This is a genomic window from Streptomyces sp. SCSIO ZS0520 (assembly GCF_025643355.1).
Lineage (GTDB): Bacteria > Actinomycetota > Actinomycetes > Streptomycetales > Streptomycetaceae > Streptomyces > Streptomyces physcomitrii.
Window position 1 is genome coordinate 5,627,058 of sequence record NZ_CP092644.1, and the last position, 19,636, is coordinate 5,646,693.

Here is a 19,636-nt window from a genome sequence, read left to right on the forward strand (position 1 = left end):
TCCCCGAGGGTTTCCGCGCGCCGCCTTGCCTCCGCCCCTCACCGCCGGATACCTCTCGATCCCGTACCAAGACCGCCGTTTCCGGCCCAACTGGCCCCGCAGGGGCAAGACTTGGTGGCAGATGCGGCGACCGGGCAGTCCGGCGACGGGATGGACACGGAGGCAGGCGGCTCATGGCGGATGTGATGGCGCTCCTCGCCCTGGAGGGCGCCCGGGAGTTCGTACGCGCCCTCAGCGCGGGTGCGGCCGAGTGGCTGCTGCGGATTCCGGAGCTGTGGCGTCGCTCGGACGAGCCGACGCGGGAGCGGATGGCGGCCGAACTCGGGCGTACCGCCACGGAACTGGAGGCCGCCGGGGAGGACGCGGCGGTCCGGATCCGCGCCGAGGCGATCTGGGAGACCCGGCTGCGCGACCTCCTCGCCGCCCACCCCGAGGCGCGGACCGAAGTCGAGGGCATCATCGAGCAGATCCGGCGCGAGGCCCCCGCCGCCCCGCAGGTACGGCAGAACATCATCGCCAGCGGCCAGAACGCCACCGCGCAGGGCGTCGTCGGCGGCAGCATCCACAACCACGCCGCGCCCGGCACCGTTCCCCCCGGCACACCTGCCTCCGGCGACCCCGCTCCGGGGGCCTCCCCGGGCCCCGGGGCCGAGGTGCAGGTGGAGCGCGAGGACCGGGCGCGGTGACCGGCGGGGCCGGGGCGGAGGAGCCGCGCCTCATCCTGGACGTCCACGCCGACGCGGGCTACGCCTACGGGGTCGCCGGTGGCGACCTGCACTCGATCAGCGGCCGGGGCCCGGTCTACCAACTCTCCGTGTACGAAACCGAGTCCACCCCCGGCGGCACGCCTGCGCCCGAGGGCCGGGGACGCCCGCCCGTCCAGCCGAGCTATCTGCTCAAGGCCCGTGCCGCCGTGGTGGACTTCACCGGCCGCAGAAGCGATGTGGACGATCTCACCGGATGGTTGAGGGACGCGGCGGGAGACGGGGGAGCCGGAGAAGCGGAGGGTCCGGACCGGGCCGTCCGCTGGCTGCACGCCCCGGGCGGGCAGGGCAAGACCCGCCTGGCCGCACATCTCGCCGCCAAGGCCGTCCGGTCCGGGTGGAAGGTCCTCACCGCCGAGCAGACCCTGGGGCGGGTCGACGGGGAGCCGGCCTCCGCCCGGGACCTGCGGATCGGGAAGGCCGCCGGACTGCTGGTCCTCGTCGACTACGCCGACCGCTGGCCGCTCGCCCACCTCGCCTGGCTGTTCAGCAACCAGGTCCTGCGACAGCAAGTGCCGGTACGGGTACTGCTCCTGGCCCGCACCACTCACACCTGGCCCGCCCTGCGCCACGCCCTGACCCAGGCGGGCTGGCCGCCGGAGGCCTGCCTCGCCCGGGGGCTCGGCCCGCTGCGCGAGGAGCACAGCCGCCAGGAGATGTTCCAGCGGGCCCGCGACTGCTTCGCCCGCCACTACGGGCTCACGCACCCGGAGTCGATCCCGGTGCCCGACTGGCTGAGCAGGGAGGAGTTCGGCCTCACGCTCGCGGTGCACATGGCCGCTCTCGTCGCCGTCGACCGCCGCGCCCGCTCCGCCCCGGAACCCGCCGCACCGCACCCGGCACCGGACGGCGGCAGCGGCCCCGAGGCGATGATGACGCGACTGACCACCCACCTCCTGGAGCGGGAACGCCACCACTGGGCGACCCTGTACGACGGGGGTACGGTCCGTACCGGAGACGACCCCGCGGGCGGCCGCACCCCCTTCGGCACCTGCCCGAAGCAGCTGTCCCGGGTGGTGTTCACCGCCGCGCTCACCGGGGCACTCGGCTACCGCGAGGCCCGCGCGGTCCTCGGCACCGCCGGTCTCGGCGCGGACCCCGACCGGCTGCTCGACGACCACGCCTACTGCTACCCGCCCTCGGCCCCCGGGACCGTACTCGAACCCCTCTACCCGGACCGGCTCGCCGAGGACTTCCTCGCCGTGAGCCTCCCCGGCCACGACCACTCCGGCTACTCGTCGGATCCCTGGACGGACGGACTCCCCGCCCTCCTGCTCGGCGCCCGGACCGCCGAGGGCGAACTGCCCGCCTTCGCCGCCCGTACGGTGATCTTCCTCGCCGCCGCCTCGGAACGCTGGCCCCACCTCCTGGGAACCCTGGAGTCCCTGGAACCGCTGCTGCCCGAGGAGCCGCGGGACGAACTGACGATCGCCTGCGCCGACCTCGCGGAACGCCTCGCCGAGCACCGCCTGGCACAGGCCGCCGACGCCGCCGGACGGGCCGCGGTGCACGCCGCACTCGGGATCCGGCTCGACGCCGCCGAGCGCCACGACCGGGCCCTGGCCGCCCACCGGGAAGCCCTCGTCCTCTACCGCGAGCTGGCCTCCGCCGACCTGGCGGCCTTCGGCCCCCTCCTGGCCGAGACGGCCGCGCGGCTCGGCGGGGGGCTGATGGCCTCGCATGTCGAGGGAGAGGTCGGCGTCGGCCTGCCGGGCTTCCCGGAGCGTGTCGACGGCCGGGCGCAGGAGGCGATCGCCGTCGTGACCGAGGCGGTCGGCACGATGCACCGGCTGGCGGAGCTGGACCCCGCCGGGTACGAGTCCGACCTGGCGAGCAGCCTGGGCTTCCTCGCCCTCGTACTGCGCTGGCTGGGACGGCCGGAGGAGGCGCTCGCCCCCGCGCGCGAAGCCGTCGCGGTCCACCGCCGGCTGGGGCGTGAGAACCCCGAAGCACCCGAGGACGAGCTCGCGCTCATGCTCCAAGAGGCGCTCGCACCGACCCTGTTGGAGCTGCGCAGGGAGGAGGCACTCGACCCGGCCCGCGAGGCGGTCGAGATCTTTCGCGGGCTGGCGGCGCGGGACCCGGACGGCTACGGCAGCCGACTCGTCGGGGCGCTGGAGGCCCTGGCGGAGATCCTGCACCGGCTGGGGCGTACCGAGGAATCCCTCGCCGTACTGGAGGAAGAGGGCCGACTCCGCGGCCGCCCGCCCGCGGAGTCCGGCGAGCCACCGCGTCTGGCCGCCTTCAGGACCGCCCTCTCCGTCAAGCTCTGGGTACTGGGGAAGCAGGACGAGGCGATGTCGGTGCTCCGGGAGACCGCGGAGGACTACCGTCGGCGCGCCGCGGACGGCAGCTTCGAGCAGGGCCGGGGACTGCTGTACGTCCTGGCCAATCTCGCCTACCGGCTGGAGCAGTCGGGGCAGACGGCCGAAGCCCTCGCCGTCCACCGGGAGATGGCCCGGGCAGCGCGCCGACTGGCCCGCCACGACCCTGAGTTCGCCGAGGACGAGCACGGGGCCCTGGCCTTCGCCGCGGCCGACCTGGTGGTCCTGGGCCGCTGGCGGGAGGCGCTGGCCGTCGTGGCCGAGACCGCTCCCTACTACCGGAAGCCGGGGAGTACGGGCGGCCCCGGCGGTATGGACGCGAGCCTGAGCGCGGTGATCGACACCGTCTGCAAGAAGGTGGCCGGTCTGGACCAGGAGGAGGCCCCGGGGGTGTTCACGGGCACCGGCCCCGAGTACCCGGAGACCTTGCGGGGCTTCGTGTCCGCCTACCGCCGCCTGGAGCACGAGGACCCTGCCGCCCACGGCCCCGCCCGCGCCGCCGCGCTGAAACTCCTGCTGCTGTGGGACACCGAACGCGGCGACTGGGGGCGGGCGTCGGCCTCCGCCCGGGAGGGAGCGGAGGTCCGCCGCCGCCTCGCGGGCGAGGACCCCGCCGGACACGAGCCCGGCCTCGCCCTGGCCCTCAGACGCCTCACCGACGTCCTGCTGGAACTCGGGGACTGGCAGGCGGCGGAGGAGGCCGCCCGCGAGGCGGTCGCGCTCACCACGCGCCTCGCCGCCGGGGACCCGCCCGAGCACGAACCCGGGCTCGCCGCCGTACTGGCGCTCCAGGCAGAGGCACGGGAGGGGCAGGGCCGGTTCCAGGAAGCCCTGCACCCCGCCACCCGGTCCGTACTCCTCCTCGAAAACCTGCTCCGGACCTCCGAGGACCCCGCGTACCACCGGCCCAACCTCACCGCCGCCCGGGGGATCCTGGCCCGCATCAGCTCCCGCACGGACGCGAGGGCGGCGCCGTAGGGGCGCGTACCGCGACGTCCTGTCACCCCCGGAACCCCTGGCGAGTCCGGCCGGCGGCACTCCATCCTGGGAAGGGTTCCTCACCGAGAGAAAGGTGCGGCAGTGGAGATCACCGGTGGGCGCGAGGCCGCGACCCAGGGGGAGGCCAAGGAGTGGTACCGGCAGTTCACGGCCCGGTCCGCCTCCGTCGCCCTGGCCCGGCGCCAGGTCGGGAAGGTCCTGGAACGGTGGGGATACGCGCGGGAGGACATCGACCGGGTCGTGCTGGTCACCAGTGAACTGGCCACCAACGCACTCGTGCACGGCAGGGTCGCGGGGCGCCGCTGGGAGGTGCGGCTGATCCGGATCGAGAACGGCTGCCTGGTCGAGGTCTCCGACGCCAACTCCCGTATGCCGCAACGCAAGACGCCGGACGAGGAGGACGAGTACGGGCGCGGTCTGCTCGTCGTCGCGGCGGTCGCGGACGGGCTCGGCCACCGCGAGCGACGGGACCTCGGCAAGACGGTCTGGGCACGGCTGTCCCAGTCGGTACCGGAGGCGCCGGAGCGGCGGGAAGAACCGGAGAGGCGGGAAGAACCGGAGGAATCCGCGGAGCGACAGAAGCGAGAAAAGCGCGAGAAGCGTCAGAAGCGAGAGGAGCCGGGGGAGGAGTAACTGCGGGCCGCCGGAGGGCGGTTGACGCCTTCCTCGCCCCTCCCTCTCCCCTTCCCTCCTGAGGCCTGCCCGTGTGCCGCCTCGCCCGCTTCCACCCGTCCGACGGGGGCGATCCGTTCGTCCGGCGGAGGCGAGCCGTGCGTCCGACGGGGGGCAATCCGCGCGTCCCGCGGGAGAGGACCCGGCCCGGTCGTCGGTTCCGTGGAGGGGAGCCGCTGGTTCCGCCGAGGGGAGCCGCGCGGTCAACCGGGGAGAGTCGCCCGCTCCACGGCCGGGAGGGGCGGAACCGCCCTCGCGATGGTGTACCGCGCCTTCGATCGCGCTCGCGGCACCTGATGAAACCGCAGGTCAGAGCGCTCCCCGGTCGTAATGCGGGGTTGGTGGCGCATTCGTCGACGGCACCCCGGTACGGGTGGGAACGCGGACCGCCGACCCGCGATACCGCGGCCCATGTTGAGAAGATCACAGTTGGGTCGCGGGCCTCACGGGGTGGTCGCGGCCTGCCTAGCATCTGCGGGAGTTCACCAGTTCGGACTCGCCAGCGGGTCGGCGCCGCGGCGCCGTCGGGGCTCACCTCACAGCTCTTCCTGGCGGGTCTCCCCGGCGGGTGGCGCGCAGCGGAGCAGTGGGCGCTGCCGTCGGCGCGGACGGGCACGGTGGCTGGATTTCTTGCTGGGGCAACACTTTTCGACGGGGGTCGAGCAATGTTTTCCGACATCGGGGTGTGCGCGCACGCGCTCGCATCGGCGGGCGGCGCCCGCACCGTGCGGGCCGGGTCACTCCGGCCGGCCGCGGCCCGCCCCGGGCAGGCCGACCGCCGCACGGGCGAGACCGCAGAACGGTGACCGCCACCCTGCCCCAGGTCCACACCTCGCTGTGGACGCGGTTCATGGACACCGTCTCCCGGCACGCGCCGGAGCCCGCCGTCCTGGTGCCGGGAGCACCGGGGACCGTGGATCAACCGCCCGTCACCTACCAGGAGTTGGCCGAGCGGGCGCGGGCCGTCAGCGCGCGCTGGCTCGACCGGAGCGGCGGGGCGCTGGCCGGGCACGTGGTCGCCGACTCCTCCGAACGCGGCGTCGGACAGATCGTCAACTTCCTCGCGGCGCAGCACGCGGGAGCCTGCTACTGCGCCCTCGACACCCGGCGCCCCGAGGAATTCCTGCGCGGCGCGACGGAGTTGCTCTCGCCCCGGCTGCGCGTCCACGACGACGAGGTGACCGTGTCGCCGTCGCCGGGGAACCTGCCCGAGGACAGCGCGAACATCCTCTTCACCTCCGGCACCACCGGAACCCCGCGGGCGATCCTGCAGACCGGCCGGCAGCTGCGCTGGTTCACCGGCAACGCGGGCCTGGCGCCGCTGGAGCCCGGCGAGCGGGTGGCCCACTGTTCGAGCGCGGGCTTCGACACCTATCTCTTCGAGGTGGTACGGACCCTGCTCGGCGGCGGCTGCGTGACGGTGCTGCCCCGCTTCGAGGACGTCTTCCGCGACGGGGTCGAGGCGACGCTCAGGCGCACCGGCGTCACCGTGATGCTGGCGCCCGCCACGCTGGTCAACTCGGCCGCGCGGATGTCCCCCGGCGCCTTCAACTCGCTGCGGATCCTGTACTCGGGCGGCAGCGAGCTGTACGCCGACTCGGTCTCCGCGATCCTCAAGTCGGGCTGCACCGCGTCCTTCGTGAACCTCTACGGCCCGGCCGAGGGCGTGGTGGCCTGCACCGGCCACGAGATCGATCCGGCGGAGCACGCCAGCGACTACGGCGGGGTCCCGGTGATGCCGCTCGGCAGGCCGCTGCCCGGCATCACCACCACCCTGGTGGACGAGGAGAGTTCACTGCCGCTTCCGGCCTCGTCCGACACCGGGCGCCTGGTGATCGCGGGCGAGGGGATCTCGGCCGGATACCTGAGCCGCGACGCCGACGGAAGGCTGGTGTGCACGCCCTTCGGCGACGACGGGCGGACCTTCCTGACCGGTGACGTCGTGAGCAGGGCCGCCGACGGCCGCCTCGGCTTCGTACGCCGTACCGGCGGGGTGCTGAAGGTGAACGGCGTCCGCACCTCGAAGTCCGAGCTGGAGGGCAACGCCCGTGCCGCGGGCGCCGTCGCGGCCGCGGTGGCCGAGAAGGCGGGCGAGCCGATCCTCTTCGTCCAGTTGCCGCCCGCCCTGGACACCCCGGCGTTCCTCACCGCCCTGCGCCGGATCGGACCGGCCTCCGCGGTGCCCCGGGTGCGCGCGGTCGACGAGATTCCGGTGAACGTCAACGGCAAGCACGACGCCGCCCTGCTCCTGGAGAGCGAGGCCGCCGAGAACGCGACCGCGCCGGCCGCGGCTCCCGCGGGCGACCCGGCGGTGCGGGCGCGCCTGGTGGCGCAGGTCGAGTCGATCCACGGCGGGCCGGTGCCCGACGGCGCGGACCTGTACGACCTGGGCTTCAGCTCGCTCCAGATGGCCATGCTGCTGCTCGCGCTCACCGAGAACGAAGGGGTCGAGCTGACGGCCGAGGAACTCCTCTCGGCCCCCGATCTGGACGACTTGGCCCGCCTGATCCAGGAGAGGTCGACCGGTGACCACTGACACCACCACGGCGGCGACCGCCGAGAGCCTGCTCGACGAGACCACCTTCGTCACGGACGGGTACGCCGAGGTCTTCGCCCGGCACCGCCGCGACAACCCGGTGGCGCGGGACGAGAAGTACGGCCGCTGGATGCTCTTCGGCTACGACGACGTACGGCAGGCCTATCTCGACCAGCGGCTGTCCTCGAAGGACGGCACGATCATCGGCGGCTCGCTGAACGGGCAGAGCGACAGCGCCTCCAACCGGATGCTGATCTGCTCCGACAACCCGAGCCACCAGCGGCTGCGGAAGATCCACAGCCCGCTGTTCTTCCGGTCGATGCTGAAGGCCACCGACACGGCGACCCGGCAGCGGCTCACCGAGGCCTCGCAGGAATTCGCGGCGGGCGGCGGCGGGGACCTGCTGAGCGCGGTGCTCCAAGAGCTCCCGGTCTCCTTCCTCTCGCTCGCCTACGCCATCGAACCGGCCGACGCCGCCCGCCTGGTGCGCCTGAGCGAACGCCTCATCGGCTACGCCGACCCCCGGATCGGCGACGCGGAGCGGCCCGCCGCCCGGCGCGCGGAGGCGCACCTTGAACTGCTGACCGCGATCATGAAGCTGAACGCCCGGGGAGCGGCCGCCCCGGGGTGCCCGGTGGCGGCGCCGCCCCAACGCGCGGACGCCCTCGCGGAGATGAAGGAGCAGTTGCAGCAGGACGAGTACCTGTACAACTTCCTCAACGTCACCGTCGGCGGCAACGACACCACGCCCTACACCGCCGCCTCCTTCACCGAGTACGTGCTCGGGCGCGACACCGAGGAGCTGGCGGAGAGCTGGGCGCGCGACCGCACCGGGTTCCTCGCCGAGGTCTTCCGCTGGACGTCGACCAACGCCTATGTGCAGCGGCGCGCCCTGTGCGACCTGGAGATCGGCGGGCAGGAGATCAAGCAGGGCGAGTTCGTCGTGCTGTGGAACTACTCGGCCAACTTCGACGAGGCCTACTTCGGCGCCGACTTCGCGCCGGAGGCCCCGCATCCCCGGCCGCATCTGTCCTTCGGGGTGGGCGCGCACCGCTGCATCGGGGCGCAGGTGGCCGCGGTGGAGATCGAGTGCTACCTCGATTGGTTCTTCTCCCGGGTCGGGGCGATGACGCTGCCCGGCCCCTTCGAACGACTCCACTCCACGTTCATGCGGGGGTACACCTCCGCCGAGGTCGGGATGGCCGGATGAGTGCCGAGACGAGGAACACCGAGCCCGCCACGGGCGCGGCGAAGCGGGTCTTCGCGGCCGGGTCGAGCGAGTCGACCTCCGTGCTGACCGCGCTCGCGCGCGGGCGCGCGGACGAACTCTGGCCGGAGCTGCGCTTCCGCGACGTGGTCGCCAAGCGGGTCGCCGCCGAGCTCGGGGACGCCGACCACTGGGCGGACTTCAACAAGACGATCATGCGCGGCTGCGTGGTCCGGGCCCAGCTGTACGACTTCGAGATCGCGGGCTTCGCCTGGCGCGGCGGCCACCGGCGGCTGCGGGTCGTCGAGGTCGGCTGCGGCCTGGAGGACCGCAGTCGGCGGCTGTCCGGCCAGCTCCCCGACGGGACCACGGTGGAGTGGGTGTACGTGGACCTGCCCGCCGTCGTCGCCGTGCGCGAGGAGCTGGGCCTCGGCGCCGGGGCCACCAACGTCGCCGTCGACATCCGGCAGCGGGACTGGATGCGGGAGCTGCCCGGAGCCGAACTGCCCACGGTGGTCGTCTCGGAGGGGCTGAGCTACCACCTGGAGGCGGCCGAGGTCGCCGGGTACCTGGACGGGATCAGCGTGGGCTGCCCCGCGGGGAGCCTGGTGGTCACCGACTTCATGTCGCCGCTGCTGAAGCTGTGGCACCCCGGCAACCGCGCGGTCGAGGGCGGGCTCAAGGCCGCCTACCGCAGCGGCGCCGAGCTGCACGCCTCCTGCGCGGGGATCGAGCACGTCCGCGACGACTACGGACTGGAAGGCGACGGCCTGGCCGTGCGCGCGCTCGGCGCCTCGCTGCGGCACCTGCCGCTGAAGCAGCTGCGGACCTGCTTCTACGGCGTCGCCATCGGAACGGTGAGGTGAAGGGCATGGCGGACAGCACACGCACCACGGGTACGGACCCGGTGAAGCGGTTCAGCGGCGGGTTCGACGGCCGGCGCACGATCGTGGTCGGCGTACCGCAGGCGGGCTCGGGGGTACCGATGTTCTCCGAGTGGCCCACCGCCTTCGGCGAGGTCCCCTTCCTGCGCTACCACCTCCCCGGACGGGACCGGCGGCGCGCGGAGCCCGCGGCCACCTCGATCGAGAACCTCTGCGCGGACCTGGAGGAGTCGATCGCCGCCCTCGGCGCGCGCGGTGTCGAGTCGCTGGTCCTCACCGGGCACTGCATGGGAGCCCTGGTGGCGGACGCGGTGGCCGCCCGGCTCCAGGACCGGATGCGCGTCACCACCGTCCTGTCGAGCATGCGCCCGGCCAAGGAGGGCCTGTACGGGGCCTACGCCTCGTCCATGCCCGACGAGGAGATCCTCACGATCATGAACGCCGCGCTGGCCGGCTCCGGCAGGCCGCCGGTGCACGAGGCCTTCGCCGCGCTGGCGGTGCGCACGCTCCGCGAGGACGTGGGCCTGCTCTCGCGGTACTTCGGCGAGGGCGGCGAGCGGGACCTCCCCCGCACCGTCGTGCACTGGAGCGAGGACGCCTTCGTACCGGCGAGCGACCTGGACTACTGGCGGGGCTTCGCGGAGACCACCGTGGTGGAGGCGGACGGCGCGCCCGAGCACTACCTGGTGGCGGGCAACGCCGCGATCCGCCGTATCGAGGAGCTGTGCGCGGCGGGTGAGCGCGGATGACCCGGACGGCGGAGACCGAGGCGGCGGAGACCGGGACGACGGAGGCCGAAGCGGCGGAGGCAGAGTCGGCGGAGGCCGAGGCGCCACCGTCGGCGGAGCACTCGGCGCACAGGGAACCCACGGCGCAGGCCGAGGAGATGCGGGTGGCGGAGACGCTGCTCGGCGGGCTCGAAATCCGTACCGGGACCGCGTTCGTCATCGACGGTGAGCTGGACGTCGCCCGGCTGGCCGCGGTGTGGGCCCGCTGCGGGGACCGGATCTCGCACGACGCGGAGGGCCGGCGGCTGTTCGAGGTGGAGCCGCTGGCGCCGCCCGGCGAGCCGGTGCCGGACTCGGTCCGGGTGTCCCGCGACCGGCGCGCCCTGGCCGAGCCGACGAGCGCCGCGCTCTTCTCCCGGCTGCACCGGCTGACCGACGGCTCGGTGGTGTGGTCGGTCTTCGTGCACCACTCCGTGCTCGACGGAGTCGGCCTCGTCTTCCACATGTTCATGATCCGGCAGGAGTATCTGCGCGCGCTGGACAGCAAGGACTCCGGTGGTGCCGGGGAGCTGATGTGGCCGTACGCGACCTGGGAGGACTCCCGGGAGCTGGCCGCCGCCATGTTCGCGCGGCGGCAGCAGGCCGAGGCCGGGGTGCGCGACCTGAGCACCGACGGCGGGCGGACGGCGCCGGTGCTCATCGGCCCGAAGCGGCGGGCGTCGACCGTGCCCCGGGTCGCCCGGCTCGGCCAGGTGCGGCCGCTCGCGCTGCCGGGCGCGGAGCAGGGCACCGCGGGGACGCCGGACGCGCAGGCCTCGCTCGCCTGGCTGTGCGGCTACACGGCGGTGCTGCTGCTCGCGGCCACCGGCGAGTCGGCGGTGCAGCTGTCCGTGCCGCGCGCGGGCGTCTCCCGCGCCGCGGTGCAGCCGCTCGGCAGCTTCGCGTACACCCTCCCGCTGGTGGTGCGCCGCCCCGAGGACGCCTCGGTGGCGGAGTTCCTCGACGGCATCGCCGCCGACATCCGCGACAAGCGCTGGAGCCAGTGCTTCCGCAGCGGGAGCCTGCGCCGCTCCTTCGGCCCGAACGTCAACCTCTTCCCGGTGGACTTCTTCGCGGGCACCGACGCCCTGGGGGCCCGCTGGCACTACGACCTCATCTCCTCAGGACCGGTCGAGGACGTCGACATCGTGTCCGCCTTCGCCGGTACGGCACTGGACGTCCACGCCCAGGTGGGCATGGCGGGGCTCTCCGCCGCCGACTTCCGCCGGGTGGAGCGCGCGCTGCGCGCCGTCCTGGAGGACTTCGCCGCCGCCGACCCCGCGACGCCCGCCGCCGAGGTCCTGCGCGGTGCGCGGGCCCACCTGGCGCCGCTGGCCGCGCTGAACCGGGAACTGGCGGCCGGGGCCTCCGCGGCGGGCGCCGCGGGCGGCCCCGCCGACGAGGCGGCGGTGCGCGCCGCGGTCGCCGAGGTGCTGCGGGCGCGGTACGGAGCGGGAGCGGACCCCGAGGAGTACGACTTCTTCGAGTCGGGCGGCAGTTCGCTGGAGGCGGTGAACCTGGTCAAGGAGATCTCCGAGGCCCTGGGCCGCCCCCTGAACCCGGCCACCCTCTTCTACCACCCGACCTTCGGTGAACTGGTCGCCTCGGTCGCCGCCGCCGGGGCCGAGGCGGGCGAGGACCGCGCGGTGGGGTGGGGGACCGCCGGGTTCCTCGTCCTCGACGCGGGCACCGCCGGCGGCAGCTCCGCCGACGCCCGGACCACCGTCCTCACCCGGCTGCTCGGGCAGGTGGCCGGAGCCTGGGACGCCCACCCGAGCGCCGGTGCGGTCGCCCACCACGGCGCCGGTACGGAAGGGGGCCTCCCGGCCGCGGACCAGGTGGCCGAACTCGTCACGGCGGCCGGGGCCACCGGGCTGCTCTCGCTCCGCGCGGAGTGGCCGCCCGGTTCGGCGCGGGTGCGGCTGGCCGTCCGTACCCAGCGGGCCACCACGGAGGCCGAGATCCACGGTGCCGTCGCCCGGGCGGCGGCGGCCTCCGGCCTCGGCCCGGTCGCGCACTCCGTCTTCGGGGAGGTGTTCGGAGCATGACCACCACGACCACGACGACGACCGCGACGGCTGCGGCAGTCGCCACGACCGCGACGGCTGCGGACCGGCGCACCCCCGCGGGACGGTCCGGCGGGCGGTTCGGCGTGCGCTTCACCGTCTCCCGCGACTTCGACCGGGCGGAGACCGCGCGGGCCGTGGTCTGCTTCGGCGGGATCGGCGGCGGCGACGACGTCCAGTGCTGGCAGACGGCCGGGCCCGAGCTGCTCGCCGAGCACGACGTGGCCGTGTTCGTCACCCCGGACTGGACGTCCGCCCAGGAGACCGGCACCGGCGTCGAGGAACTCGCCGCGGCACTGGCCGAGGACGTCCGCCGGGTCGCCGAACTCTGCGGTCTGGAGCTCGACTTGGTCACCGTCGTCGGCTACTCCGCCGGGTGCGATCTCGCGCTCGCCGTGGGCAGCGCGCTCGACTCGGTGGAGCGGGTGGTGTGCGTCTCCGGCTACGCGGGCGGCGAGTTCCTGCCGGGCTGCGTCTATCTGGCCCTGCGCCGGGGCCGCTCCCTCGGGCAGCTCCGGGCGCTGCTGCGCTGGCGCAAGGGCTGGCGGGGGTTCGTGCCCCGCCGGTCGCTCGACGTCACGCTGGCGGTGGCGGGCCGGGCACCCCGGCGGGGCGGCGGTACCCGCGCCTCGGCACTCGCGTATCTCGACGAGCGGGTGGCCCGCCGGTGCACGGAGCACTTCCTGCGGCGGATTCCGGACGGCGCGCTGCGCCTGGAGGTGTGCCCGGTGGCCGGGCACACCTGGTCGGCCTGGCAGGAGTCGGCGGTCCGGCTGCTGCGGGCGGGTGCGCGGAACCGATGAACGGGCGGACAGGGGCCCACACAACCAAGGGGGACGAGATGCACGGGACACCGGACGGGGCGGCCGACGACGGCCGGCCCTGGGAACTGCTCGACACCACGCTGCGCGACGGCGGCTACGCGGTCGACTTCCGGTTCGAGGCGGAGTTCGTCGGTGAGCTGCTGACCGGGCTCGACCGGACACCGGTGCGGCTGGTGGAGATCGGGCACGGTTTCGGTTTCGAGGCCGAACGCAAGGGCGCTCCGCCGTGCAGCATTGATCTCAAGGGCTGGTGCGAACTCGCGGCCGCCCGGCTGACCTCGACCTCCTGGGGCATGTTCGCCCAGCCCGAGTTCAGCAGCCTCGCGACGCTGGCCTCCCTCTGCGCGGACGGCATGTCCTTCGTCCGGGTCGGGGTGGAGGCGCACCGGGTCCCCGAGGTCCTCGACTACCTCGCCACCTCGGTCGAGCTGTGCGACCGGGTGTACCTCAACCTGATGAAGACCAGCGACACCCCGGCCGAGGAACTGGCCGGGTTCCTCAAGGACATCCCCGCCGAACTCGCGGGCGTGTACGTCGTCGACTCCAACGGCTCGATGCTCCCCGCCGACGTCGAGCGCTACGTACGGGCGGTCGCCGAGGTGACCGGCACGGTCGGCTTCCACGGCCACGACAACCTGGGCATGGCGAACGCCAACAGCCTGGCCGCCGCGCAGGCCGGGGCGTCGATCGTGGACGCCACCCTCGACGGGCTCGGGCGCGGCGCGGGCAACGCGAGCATCGAATCGCTCGCGGGCATCCTCGCGGTGCAGGGCGAGGACCGCTTCGGCTACCAGGAGCTGGCCCGCCTCGCGCAGCTGTGCCGCAGCACGCTCGACGTCGTCCCCGAGAACCGCCGGATGCAGGTGCTCGGCGGGGTGATCGGCATGCACTCGGGCCTCTTCGACTTCGTCGAGAAGACCAGCGCGGAGTTCGGGCTCGGCGAGGCGGCCGTGATGGCGGAGGCCGTCCGGATCGCCCGGTACGAGGCGGGCCGCGGCGAGGTCGGCCTCGCCGCGCGCAGCATCGCGCCGAAGTCCCGGCTCGCGACCAGTGCCACCGCTTCGGCCACCGGGCCGGGGCAACCAGCAGGAGGGGCCCGATGAGATTCGTACGGTGGAAGAACGGCGACGAGGTCGAGCGGTACGCGAGCGCGGACGGCGCGCGGTGGACGCGGCTGGACGGCCTGCCCGCGGGCGCCCGGCTGGTGGACCTGGCCGTCCCCGAGGGGCGGGCGCGGCTGGTGGAACCGCGGCTGGCCGAGGCCCCCGGAGCGGAGCTGGACCTCACGCGGGCGGCCACCGTCATGGACGGCGGTGACATCTGGGGCGCCGGGCTCAACTTCCTCGGCCACTCCCAGGACTTGGGCGCCGATCAGCCGACCTCGGCCCCCGGCTCGTATCTGCGGCCCGGCAGCTGCCTGATCGACAACGCCGGGACCATCGAACTGCCCCGGCAGAGCGCGCGGGTGACCGCCGAGGCCGAACTCGGCCTCGTCATCGGCTTCCCCTGCAAGAACGTCTCCCGCGACGGCTGGCGGGACGTGGTCGCCGGGGTGACCGCGGTGCTCGACCTCACCGCGGAGGACGCCATCCGCGAGAACCCGCGGCACATCCCGTGGTCCAAGGGCTTCGACACCTTCTGCAGCATCGGTCCGCAGCTGGTGACCCTGGACGAGTTCGAGGACGAGCGGCTGCGGTCGCTGACCGTGTCGACCGTCCGCAACGGCGAGGTGGTCGCCGCGGCGCCGGTCTCCGGGATGCGCTACGACCTGGGCCGCCTCGTCGAGCACTTCACCGCGGGCCGCACGCTCGCGCCCGGCACCGTGATCTGCACCGGCACCCCGGGCGCCGCGGTGATCAACCCCGGCGACCGGGTGGAGGCCGTCGTCGACGGCGTCGGGCGGCTCGGGCACCCCGTCACCTGACCCGGCCGCGGGCCCCCGGCCGGGGGCCCACCGCATCTGCCGTCATCGAGCGACATCGAGCGACATCGACGAGCGACATCGAGGATGAGGACGACCCTGCTCATGCGAGACACCCCGGTGGCCCAGGCGATTCGGCGCGCCGTCGACACCTTCCCCGACAGCCTCGCCGTCCAGACCCCCGAAGGGGCGCTCACCTACCGCGAGTTCGGCGCGGCGGCGCAGCGCCTCGCGGACCGGCTCGACACCCTCGTCGGCCCGCGCGGCTTCGTCGGCATCGACGGCACCCGCGGCGCCGGGCCGGTCGTCGCGATGGTCGCGGCCCTGTGGGCCGACCGGCCGTTCGTCGTGGTGGACCCGCGGGACAGCGAGGCCTCCACGGAGAAGAAGTTCGCCGCGCTGGACGTCGAGGCGGTGACCTCGTACCCGGGTGGCCCCGGCGGCACCGCCGCGGTCGACCTGGTGCCGCGGCCGGTGCGGACCCGGCGCCCCCGGCCCGCGCCGGATGCCGGGGCCGCGGGCCTGGAGACCCCCTGGGAGGTCAAGGAGCAGCTCGCCTACGCGGTGTTCACCTCGGGCTCCACCGGCGAGGCCAAGTGCGTGCTGGTCGCCGCCGAGGCGCTGGCCCCGATGGTGGCCGACCACGTGAGCCGCCTGGAGGCCGGACCGGGCTGCCGCACCCTGCAGTTCGCGCGGCTGACCTTCGACGGGTGCATCACCGAGATCCTGTGGACGCTCACCTCGGGCGCCTGCCTCGTCGTGGTCGGCGAGGACGCGCTGACCCCCGGCACCGAACTGGCCGCCACCCTTGGCGGATACCGGATCACCCATCTCAAGACCACCCCGTTCGCGCTCACCGAGACCCGGCCGCCGAAGGACAGCGCGCTGGTCCATGTGATCAACGGCGGGGGACCGTGCCGGCAGGCCGTGGTCCAGCGGTGGTCGGCCGTCGCCGCCTTCCACAACGCCTACGGGCTCACCGAGACGACCGTCTGCAATCTCCTGACCCCTGCGCTGGACGCGGCCGACTGCCACGACGGGGTGCCGCTCGGCGAGATCGTCGGCGACTGCGAGTACGCGCTGGTGCCGCCCGGTGCCGAGCCCGACGCGGCCCCCGACGCGGACGGGGGGAGCGCGCACGACCCGGAGCGCGGCGAACTCGTGGTGCTCGGGCGGAGCGTGGGCGTCGGCTACCTGACGAAGGAGGGCATCGTCCGCTTCCGCGACGCCGACGGCCGCCCGGTCTACCGCACCGGGGACGTCGTGGAGCGCCGCGGCGGCGAGCTGTTCTACGTCGAACGCCTCGACCGCAGGCTCAAGGTGCGCGGCTACCGCATCGACCCCGGCGAGATCGAGGCGGTGGCCTGCCGCCTGCCCTCGGTGCGGGAGGCGGTGGTCCTCGCCGAGCCCGTGGCGGGCACCGAGGGCGAGGGGACCGCGGCCGAGGTGCTGGCCTGCTACTACGTCGGCGAGGCCGACCCGCGGGAGCTGCGCGCCCACCTGGAGTCGGTGGTCGAGCGGTACAAGGTGCCCTCGGTGGTGAAGCGGGTGGAGCGGATGCCGTACACCCCCAACGGCAAGGTCGACCGGGAGGCGCTGCGCCGCAGCCGCGAGGCAGGACCGGCTCCCGAGTCGGCCGCCGTCGAGGGCACCGCCGGTGCGCCGCGGGCGGCCGGGGACGAGGTGCTGGCTCTGGTGCGCGAGCTGACCGGCGTCGAGAACGTCCGCGCCGAGGACAACTTCTTCGAGATCGGCGGCGACTCCGCCACGACGCTGCTCCTGGTCGGCAGGCTCCGCGAACTCGGCTGGGCCGAGGCGGGCGTTCGGGACGTGCTGCGCGCCGAGAACCTCCAGGCGCTCGTCGACCGGCTGCCGACGGGCACGGTGTAGCGGACATGTGCGGCATCAGCGGCACCTTCGCCCCGGACGGACGGCTGGACCGCGGGATCCCGGTCGAGCTGCACGCCCGGCTCGGCCACCGCGGCCCCGACGAGACGTACTCGCTGGACACTCCGGCGCTGTCGGCCAAGCTCGCCCGGCTCGGCATGACCGGCCTCGCCGACGGATGGCAGCCCGCCCAGGACCGCGGCGGCCGGTTCGTGGCGCTCACCAACGGCGAGGTGTTCAACGCCCGTGAGCTGTGGCGGGAGTTGGGCATCGAGCCGGTGAACGGCGTGGACGTGGCCGTGGTGCCCGAGCTCTTCGCGCGGTACGGGGTGGACGGACTGGCCCGGATCGACGGCCAGTTCGCCACGGCGGTGCTCGACCAGGCCGAGAACGTCCTCCACCTGGCGCGGGACCGGTTCGGCATCTGCCCGCTGTACTTCGCGGTCGTCGAGGGCCGGGTGCACTTCTGCTCCGAACTGAAGCCGCTGGTACGGGTGTTGGACCGCCCGTGGCGGCTCGACCTGGGCGCCGTCGACCAGTACCTCTCGCTGGGCAATATCGTCGCCCCGCGCACCGTGGTCAGCGGGGTGCACGCCGTCGAGCCGGCCTGCGCCGTCCGCTGCGACGCCGAGGGGCAGCGCACCGAGCGGTTCTGGCGGTACGGCGACGGCTACACCGGTCTCGCGGACGGCGCCGCTCCGGTGTCCACGGGGGAGCTGCGGGAGAGCGTGCGCGCGGCGATCGCCGCCCGCCTGGACGCCGACGTCGAGATCGGCGCCTACCTCAGCGGCGGCTTCGACTCCTCGGCGCTGCTGATGGAGGCGGCCTCTCTCTCCGACCGGGTCCGCTCGTTCTCGGTGGTCTTCGACGACCCGGCGCTGGACGAGGCCGACTACCAGCGCGAGGTGGTGGCCGCCGCGGGCAGCAAGCACGAGGAGGTCGTCTGCCGGGGCGCGGACATCGCCGACCGGTTCGAGGAGATGGTGCGGCACTGCTGCGTGCCGCAGCGCGAGACCTACAACGTGGCGGCGCTGATGCTGTCCGAGCGGGTGCGCGCGGCGGGCATCAAGGGCGTCATCTCCGGCGAGGGCGCCGACGAACTCTTCTTCGGCTACGACTCCTACGCCTTCGACACCGCCCCGCGCCTGAAGCGCCCCGCCCACCCCGAGAACGAAACCGCCTGGGGCCGGGCGGACTTCGGCTGGGAGGCCGACCCGGCCGCGGCCGAGTCCCGCCGCGCCGGTTATCTGTCGGCCGCCGCCCGGGAGGCGGTGCGCGGCCGGGAGTTCTGGCGGACGCGGCTGATCCCGTTCACCGACGCCGAGGCGCGGTCGCTGACGCGGGCGCAGCTGCGGTCGGTGGCCGATGTGCACGTACAGCTCGGCGGGCATCTGCTCGGCGACCACGGCGACGCGATGCTCATGGCGAACTCGGTGGAGGGCCGCTACCCCTTCCTGGCCAACGCGGTGGTGGAGCACGCCCAGCGGACCCCGGACGCGGCGAAGGTCGAGGACTTCGAGGGCAAGGCCGTACTGAAGGCCGCCTACCGGGGCATCGTGCCGGACCGGGTGATCGACCGGGCCAAGCGCGGGTTCACCGCCCAGGGCCTCAGCGCGGTCGCCGACGAGCGCACCTGGCGCGGCTGGCGCGAACTGGTCGCCGCGAGCGGGGTGTTCGAGCCGTCCTGCATGGACGAGGCGCCCGGTCCCGCGGGCGGCAAATGGGACTTCCGGCTGAGCGCGCTCAGCCTCGCGATGATCGTCGACGAGCTGGGGCTGCGATGGTGAACGGGGCCCTGGACGGCAACGAGGCCCTGGCGGGGAACGCGGCCCCGGTAGGGAACGCGGCCCCGGTGGCGGATGAGGCCCCGGTGGTGCAGGAGGCGCACGGCGCGCCCCGGGATGTCGTCGCCTTCCCCGGCGCGGGCGCCTTCGGCAGCGAGTTCCGCGCGCTGCGCGACGCCCTGCCGCCCGGCGCGCGGCTCCTCGCCCTCCAGTACCCGGGGCGGGCCGCCGCGCCGCCCGGCCCCACCTCCTTCGAAGCCCTGGTGGCCGCCTGCGCCGCCCGGATCCGCGCCCTGCCCGGGCCGCCGCGCGTCCTGCTCGGGCACAGCTTCGGCGCCTTCCTCGCCTACGCCACCGCCGCGGCGCTCCAGGCCACCGGAACCGAGGTCGCCGCGCTGGTGGTCGTCGGGGCGGACGCCCCGGACCGGGTGCGGCTGCCCGTCGAGGCCGCCCGCTCGCGCGAGGCGACCCGGGCGTATCTGGAGGGCATCGGCGAGGACGTCCTCGGGCAGGTGCCCGACGAGGAGTGGCGGGCGATCGCCGTCGACACCGCCTGGTGGGACCTCGCGCTGCTGACCGCCTTCCCGGGCCCGGCGGGGGTACGGCTGCGCTGCCCGGTACTGGCGGTACGGGGCAACGAGGACCCGATCACGGCCGACGACCGGATCGCCGCGTGGGCCGCCACGACCACCGGCGGATTCGCCTCCGCCGCCCTGCCCGGCGGGCACACCGACGTCCTGGCGTCGCCGGAGTTCCTCGCCCGCGTGGGCACCGTGGTGACGCCGCCCGCGAACGGCACGACCGCCACCGCGGGGACGACCGCCACCGTGGGGACGGCGGACACCGCGGGGACGACCGTCACCGCGGGGACGACCGTCACCACGGGAACGGCGGACACCACGGGAACGGCGGACACCACGGGGACGGCGGACACCCCCCGGCTGCCGGACGAGGGCGCGGGGAGCCCGGCCGGAGGACCGGCGCCCCGGTAGCGGCCCCGC

The 19,636-nt window shown here is 74.4% G+C and carries 14 protein-coding genes; all 14 read left to right on the forward strand.

What is annotated here, in order from left to right; genetic code table 11:
* Nucleotides 1–173: 173 nt before the first annotated feature.
* The 14 genes from MID12_RS22420 (at nt 174) to MID12_RS22485 (ending at nt 19,627) form a co-directional block, all read left to right on the forward strand.
* Nucleotides 174–686: a hypothetical protein gene (locus MID12_RS22420; protein WP_263170269.1), complete on the forward strand. Its 513-nt coding sequence runs from the start codon at nt 174–176 to the stop codon at nt 684–686.
* A complete protein-coding gene (locus tag MID12_RS22425) occupies nt 683–4,066 on the forward strand; it encodes a tetratricopeptide repeat protein (protein ID WP_263170273.1) in 3,384 nt (1,127 codons plus the stop codon). Before MID12_RS22420 ends, MID12_RS22425 begins: the two co-directional genes overlap by 4 nt.
* A 102-nt stretch (nt 4,067–4,168) precedes the next feature.
* Entirely contained in the window at nt 4,169–4,720 is a 552-nt protein-coding gene (locus tag MID12_RS22430) for an ATP-binding protein (RefSeq protein WP_263170276.1), read from the forward strand.
* 841 nt (nt 4,721–5,561) lie between these two features.
* Complete coding sequence (locus tag MID12_RS22435; protein WP_263170278.1) at nt 5,562–7,295, forward strand: AMP-binding protein; 1,734 nt, start codon at nt 5,562–5,564, stop codon at nt 7,293–7,295.
* Entirely contained in the window at nt 7,285–8,505 is a 1,221-nt protein-coding gene (locus tag MID12_RS22440) for a cytochrome P450 (protein WP_263170280.1), read from the forward strand. Before MID12_RS22435 ends, MID12_RS22440 begins: the two co-directional genes overlap by 11 nt.
* Nucleotides 8,502–9,368 carry a class I SAM-dependent methyltransferase gene (locus MID12_RS22445; protein ID WP_263170282.1) on the forward strand — a complete coding sequence of 289 codons (867 nt, stop codon included), beginning with the start codon at nt 8,502–8,504 and terminating at the stop codon, nt 9,366–9,368. Before MID12_RS22440 ends, MID12_RS22445 begins: the two co-directional genes overlap by 4 nt.
* Nucleotides 9,369–9,373: 5 nt before the next feature.
* Nucleotides 9,374–10,135 carry a thioesterase II family protein gene (locus MID12_RS22450; protein WP_263170286.1) on the forward strand — a complete coding sequence of 254 codons (762 nt, stop codon included), beginning with the start codon at nt 9,374–9,376 and terminating at the stop codon, nt 10,133–10,135.
* A complete protein-coding gene (locus MID12_RS22455; protein WP_263170289.1) occupies nt 10,132–12,201 on the forward strand; it encodes a phosphopantetheine-binding protein in 2,070 nt (689 codons plus the stop codon). The genes MID12_RS22450 and MID12_RS22455 overlap by 4 nt, the downstream gene beginning before the upstream one ends.
* A complete protein-coding gene (locus tag MID12_RS22460; protein ID WP_263170292.1) occupies nt 12,198–13,022 on the forward strand; it encodes an alpha/beta fold hydrolase in 825 nt (274 codons plus the stop codon). Before MID12_RS22455 ends, MID12_RS22460 begins: the two co-directional genes overlap by 4 nt.
* A gap of 38 nt (nt 13,023–13,060) precedes the next feature.
* Nucleotides 13,061–14,146 (forward strand): hypothetical protein, encoded by a 1,086-nt coding sequence (locus MID12_RS22465; RefSeq protein WP_052482549.1) that lies wholly within the window; start codon nt 13,061–13,063, stop codon nt 14,144–14,146.
* Nucleotides 14,143–14,967: a fumarylacetoacetate hydrolase family protein gene (locus MID12_RS22470; RefSeq protein ID WP_263170297.1), complete on the forward strand. Its 825-nt coding sequence runs from the start codon at nt 14,143–14,145 to the stop codon at nt 14,965–14,967. The genes MID12_RS22465 and MID12_RS22470 overlap by 4 nt, the downstream gene beginning before the upstream one ends.
* Nucleotides 14,968–15,069: 102 nt before the next feature.
* A complete protein-coding gene (locus tag MID12_RS22475; RefSeq protein WP_263170299.1) occupies nt 15,070–16,854 on the forward strand; it encodes a non-ribosomal peptide synthetase in 1,785 nt (594 codons plus the stop codon).
* A gap of 5 nt (nt 16,855–16,859) precedes the next feature.
* Entirely contained in the window at nt 16,860–18,638 is a 1,779-nt protein-coding gene (gene asnB / locus MID12_RS22480) for an asparagine synthase (glutamine-hydrolyzing) (RefSeq protein ID WP_263170301.1), read from the forward strand.
* 65 nt (nt 18,639–18,703) lie between these two features.
* On the forward strand, nt 18,704–19,627 hold the full coding sequence (locus tag MID12_RS22485) for a thioesterase II family protein (protein WP_263170304.1): 924 nt from the start codon (nt 18,704–18,706) through the stop codon (nt 19,625–19,627).
* Nucleotides 19,628–19,636: the final 9 nt, after the last annotated feature.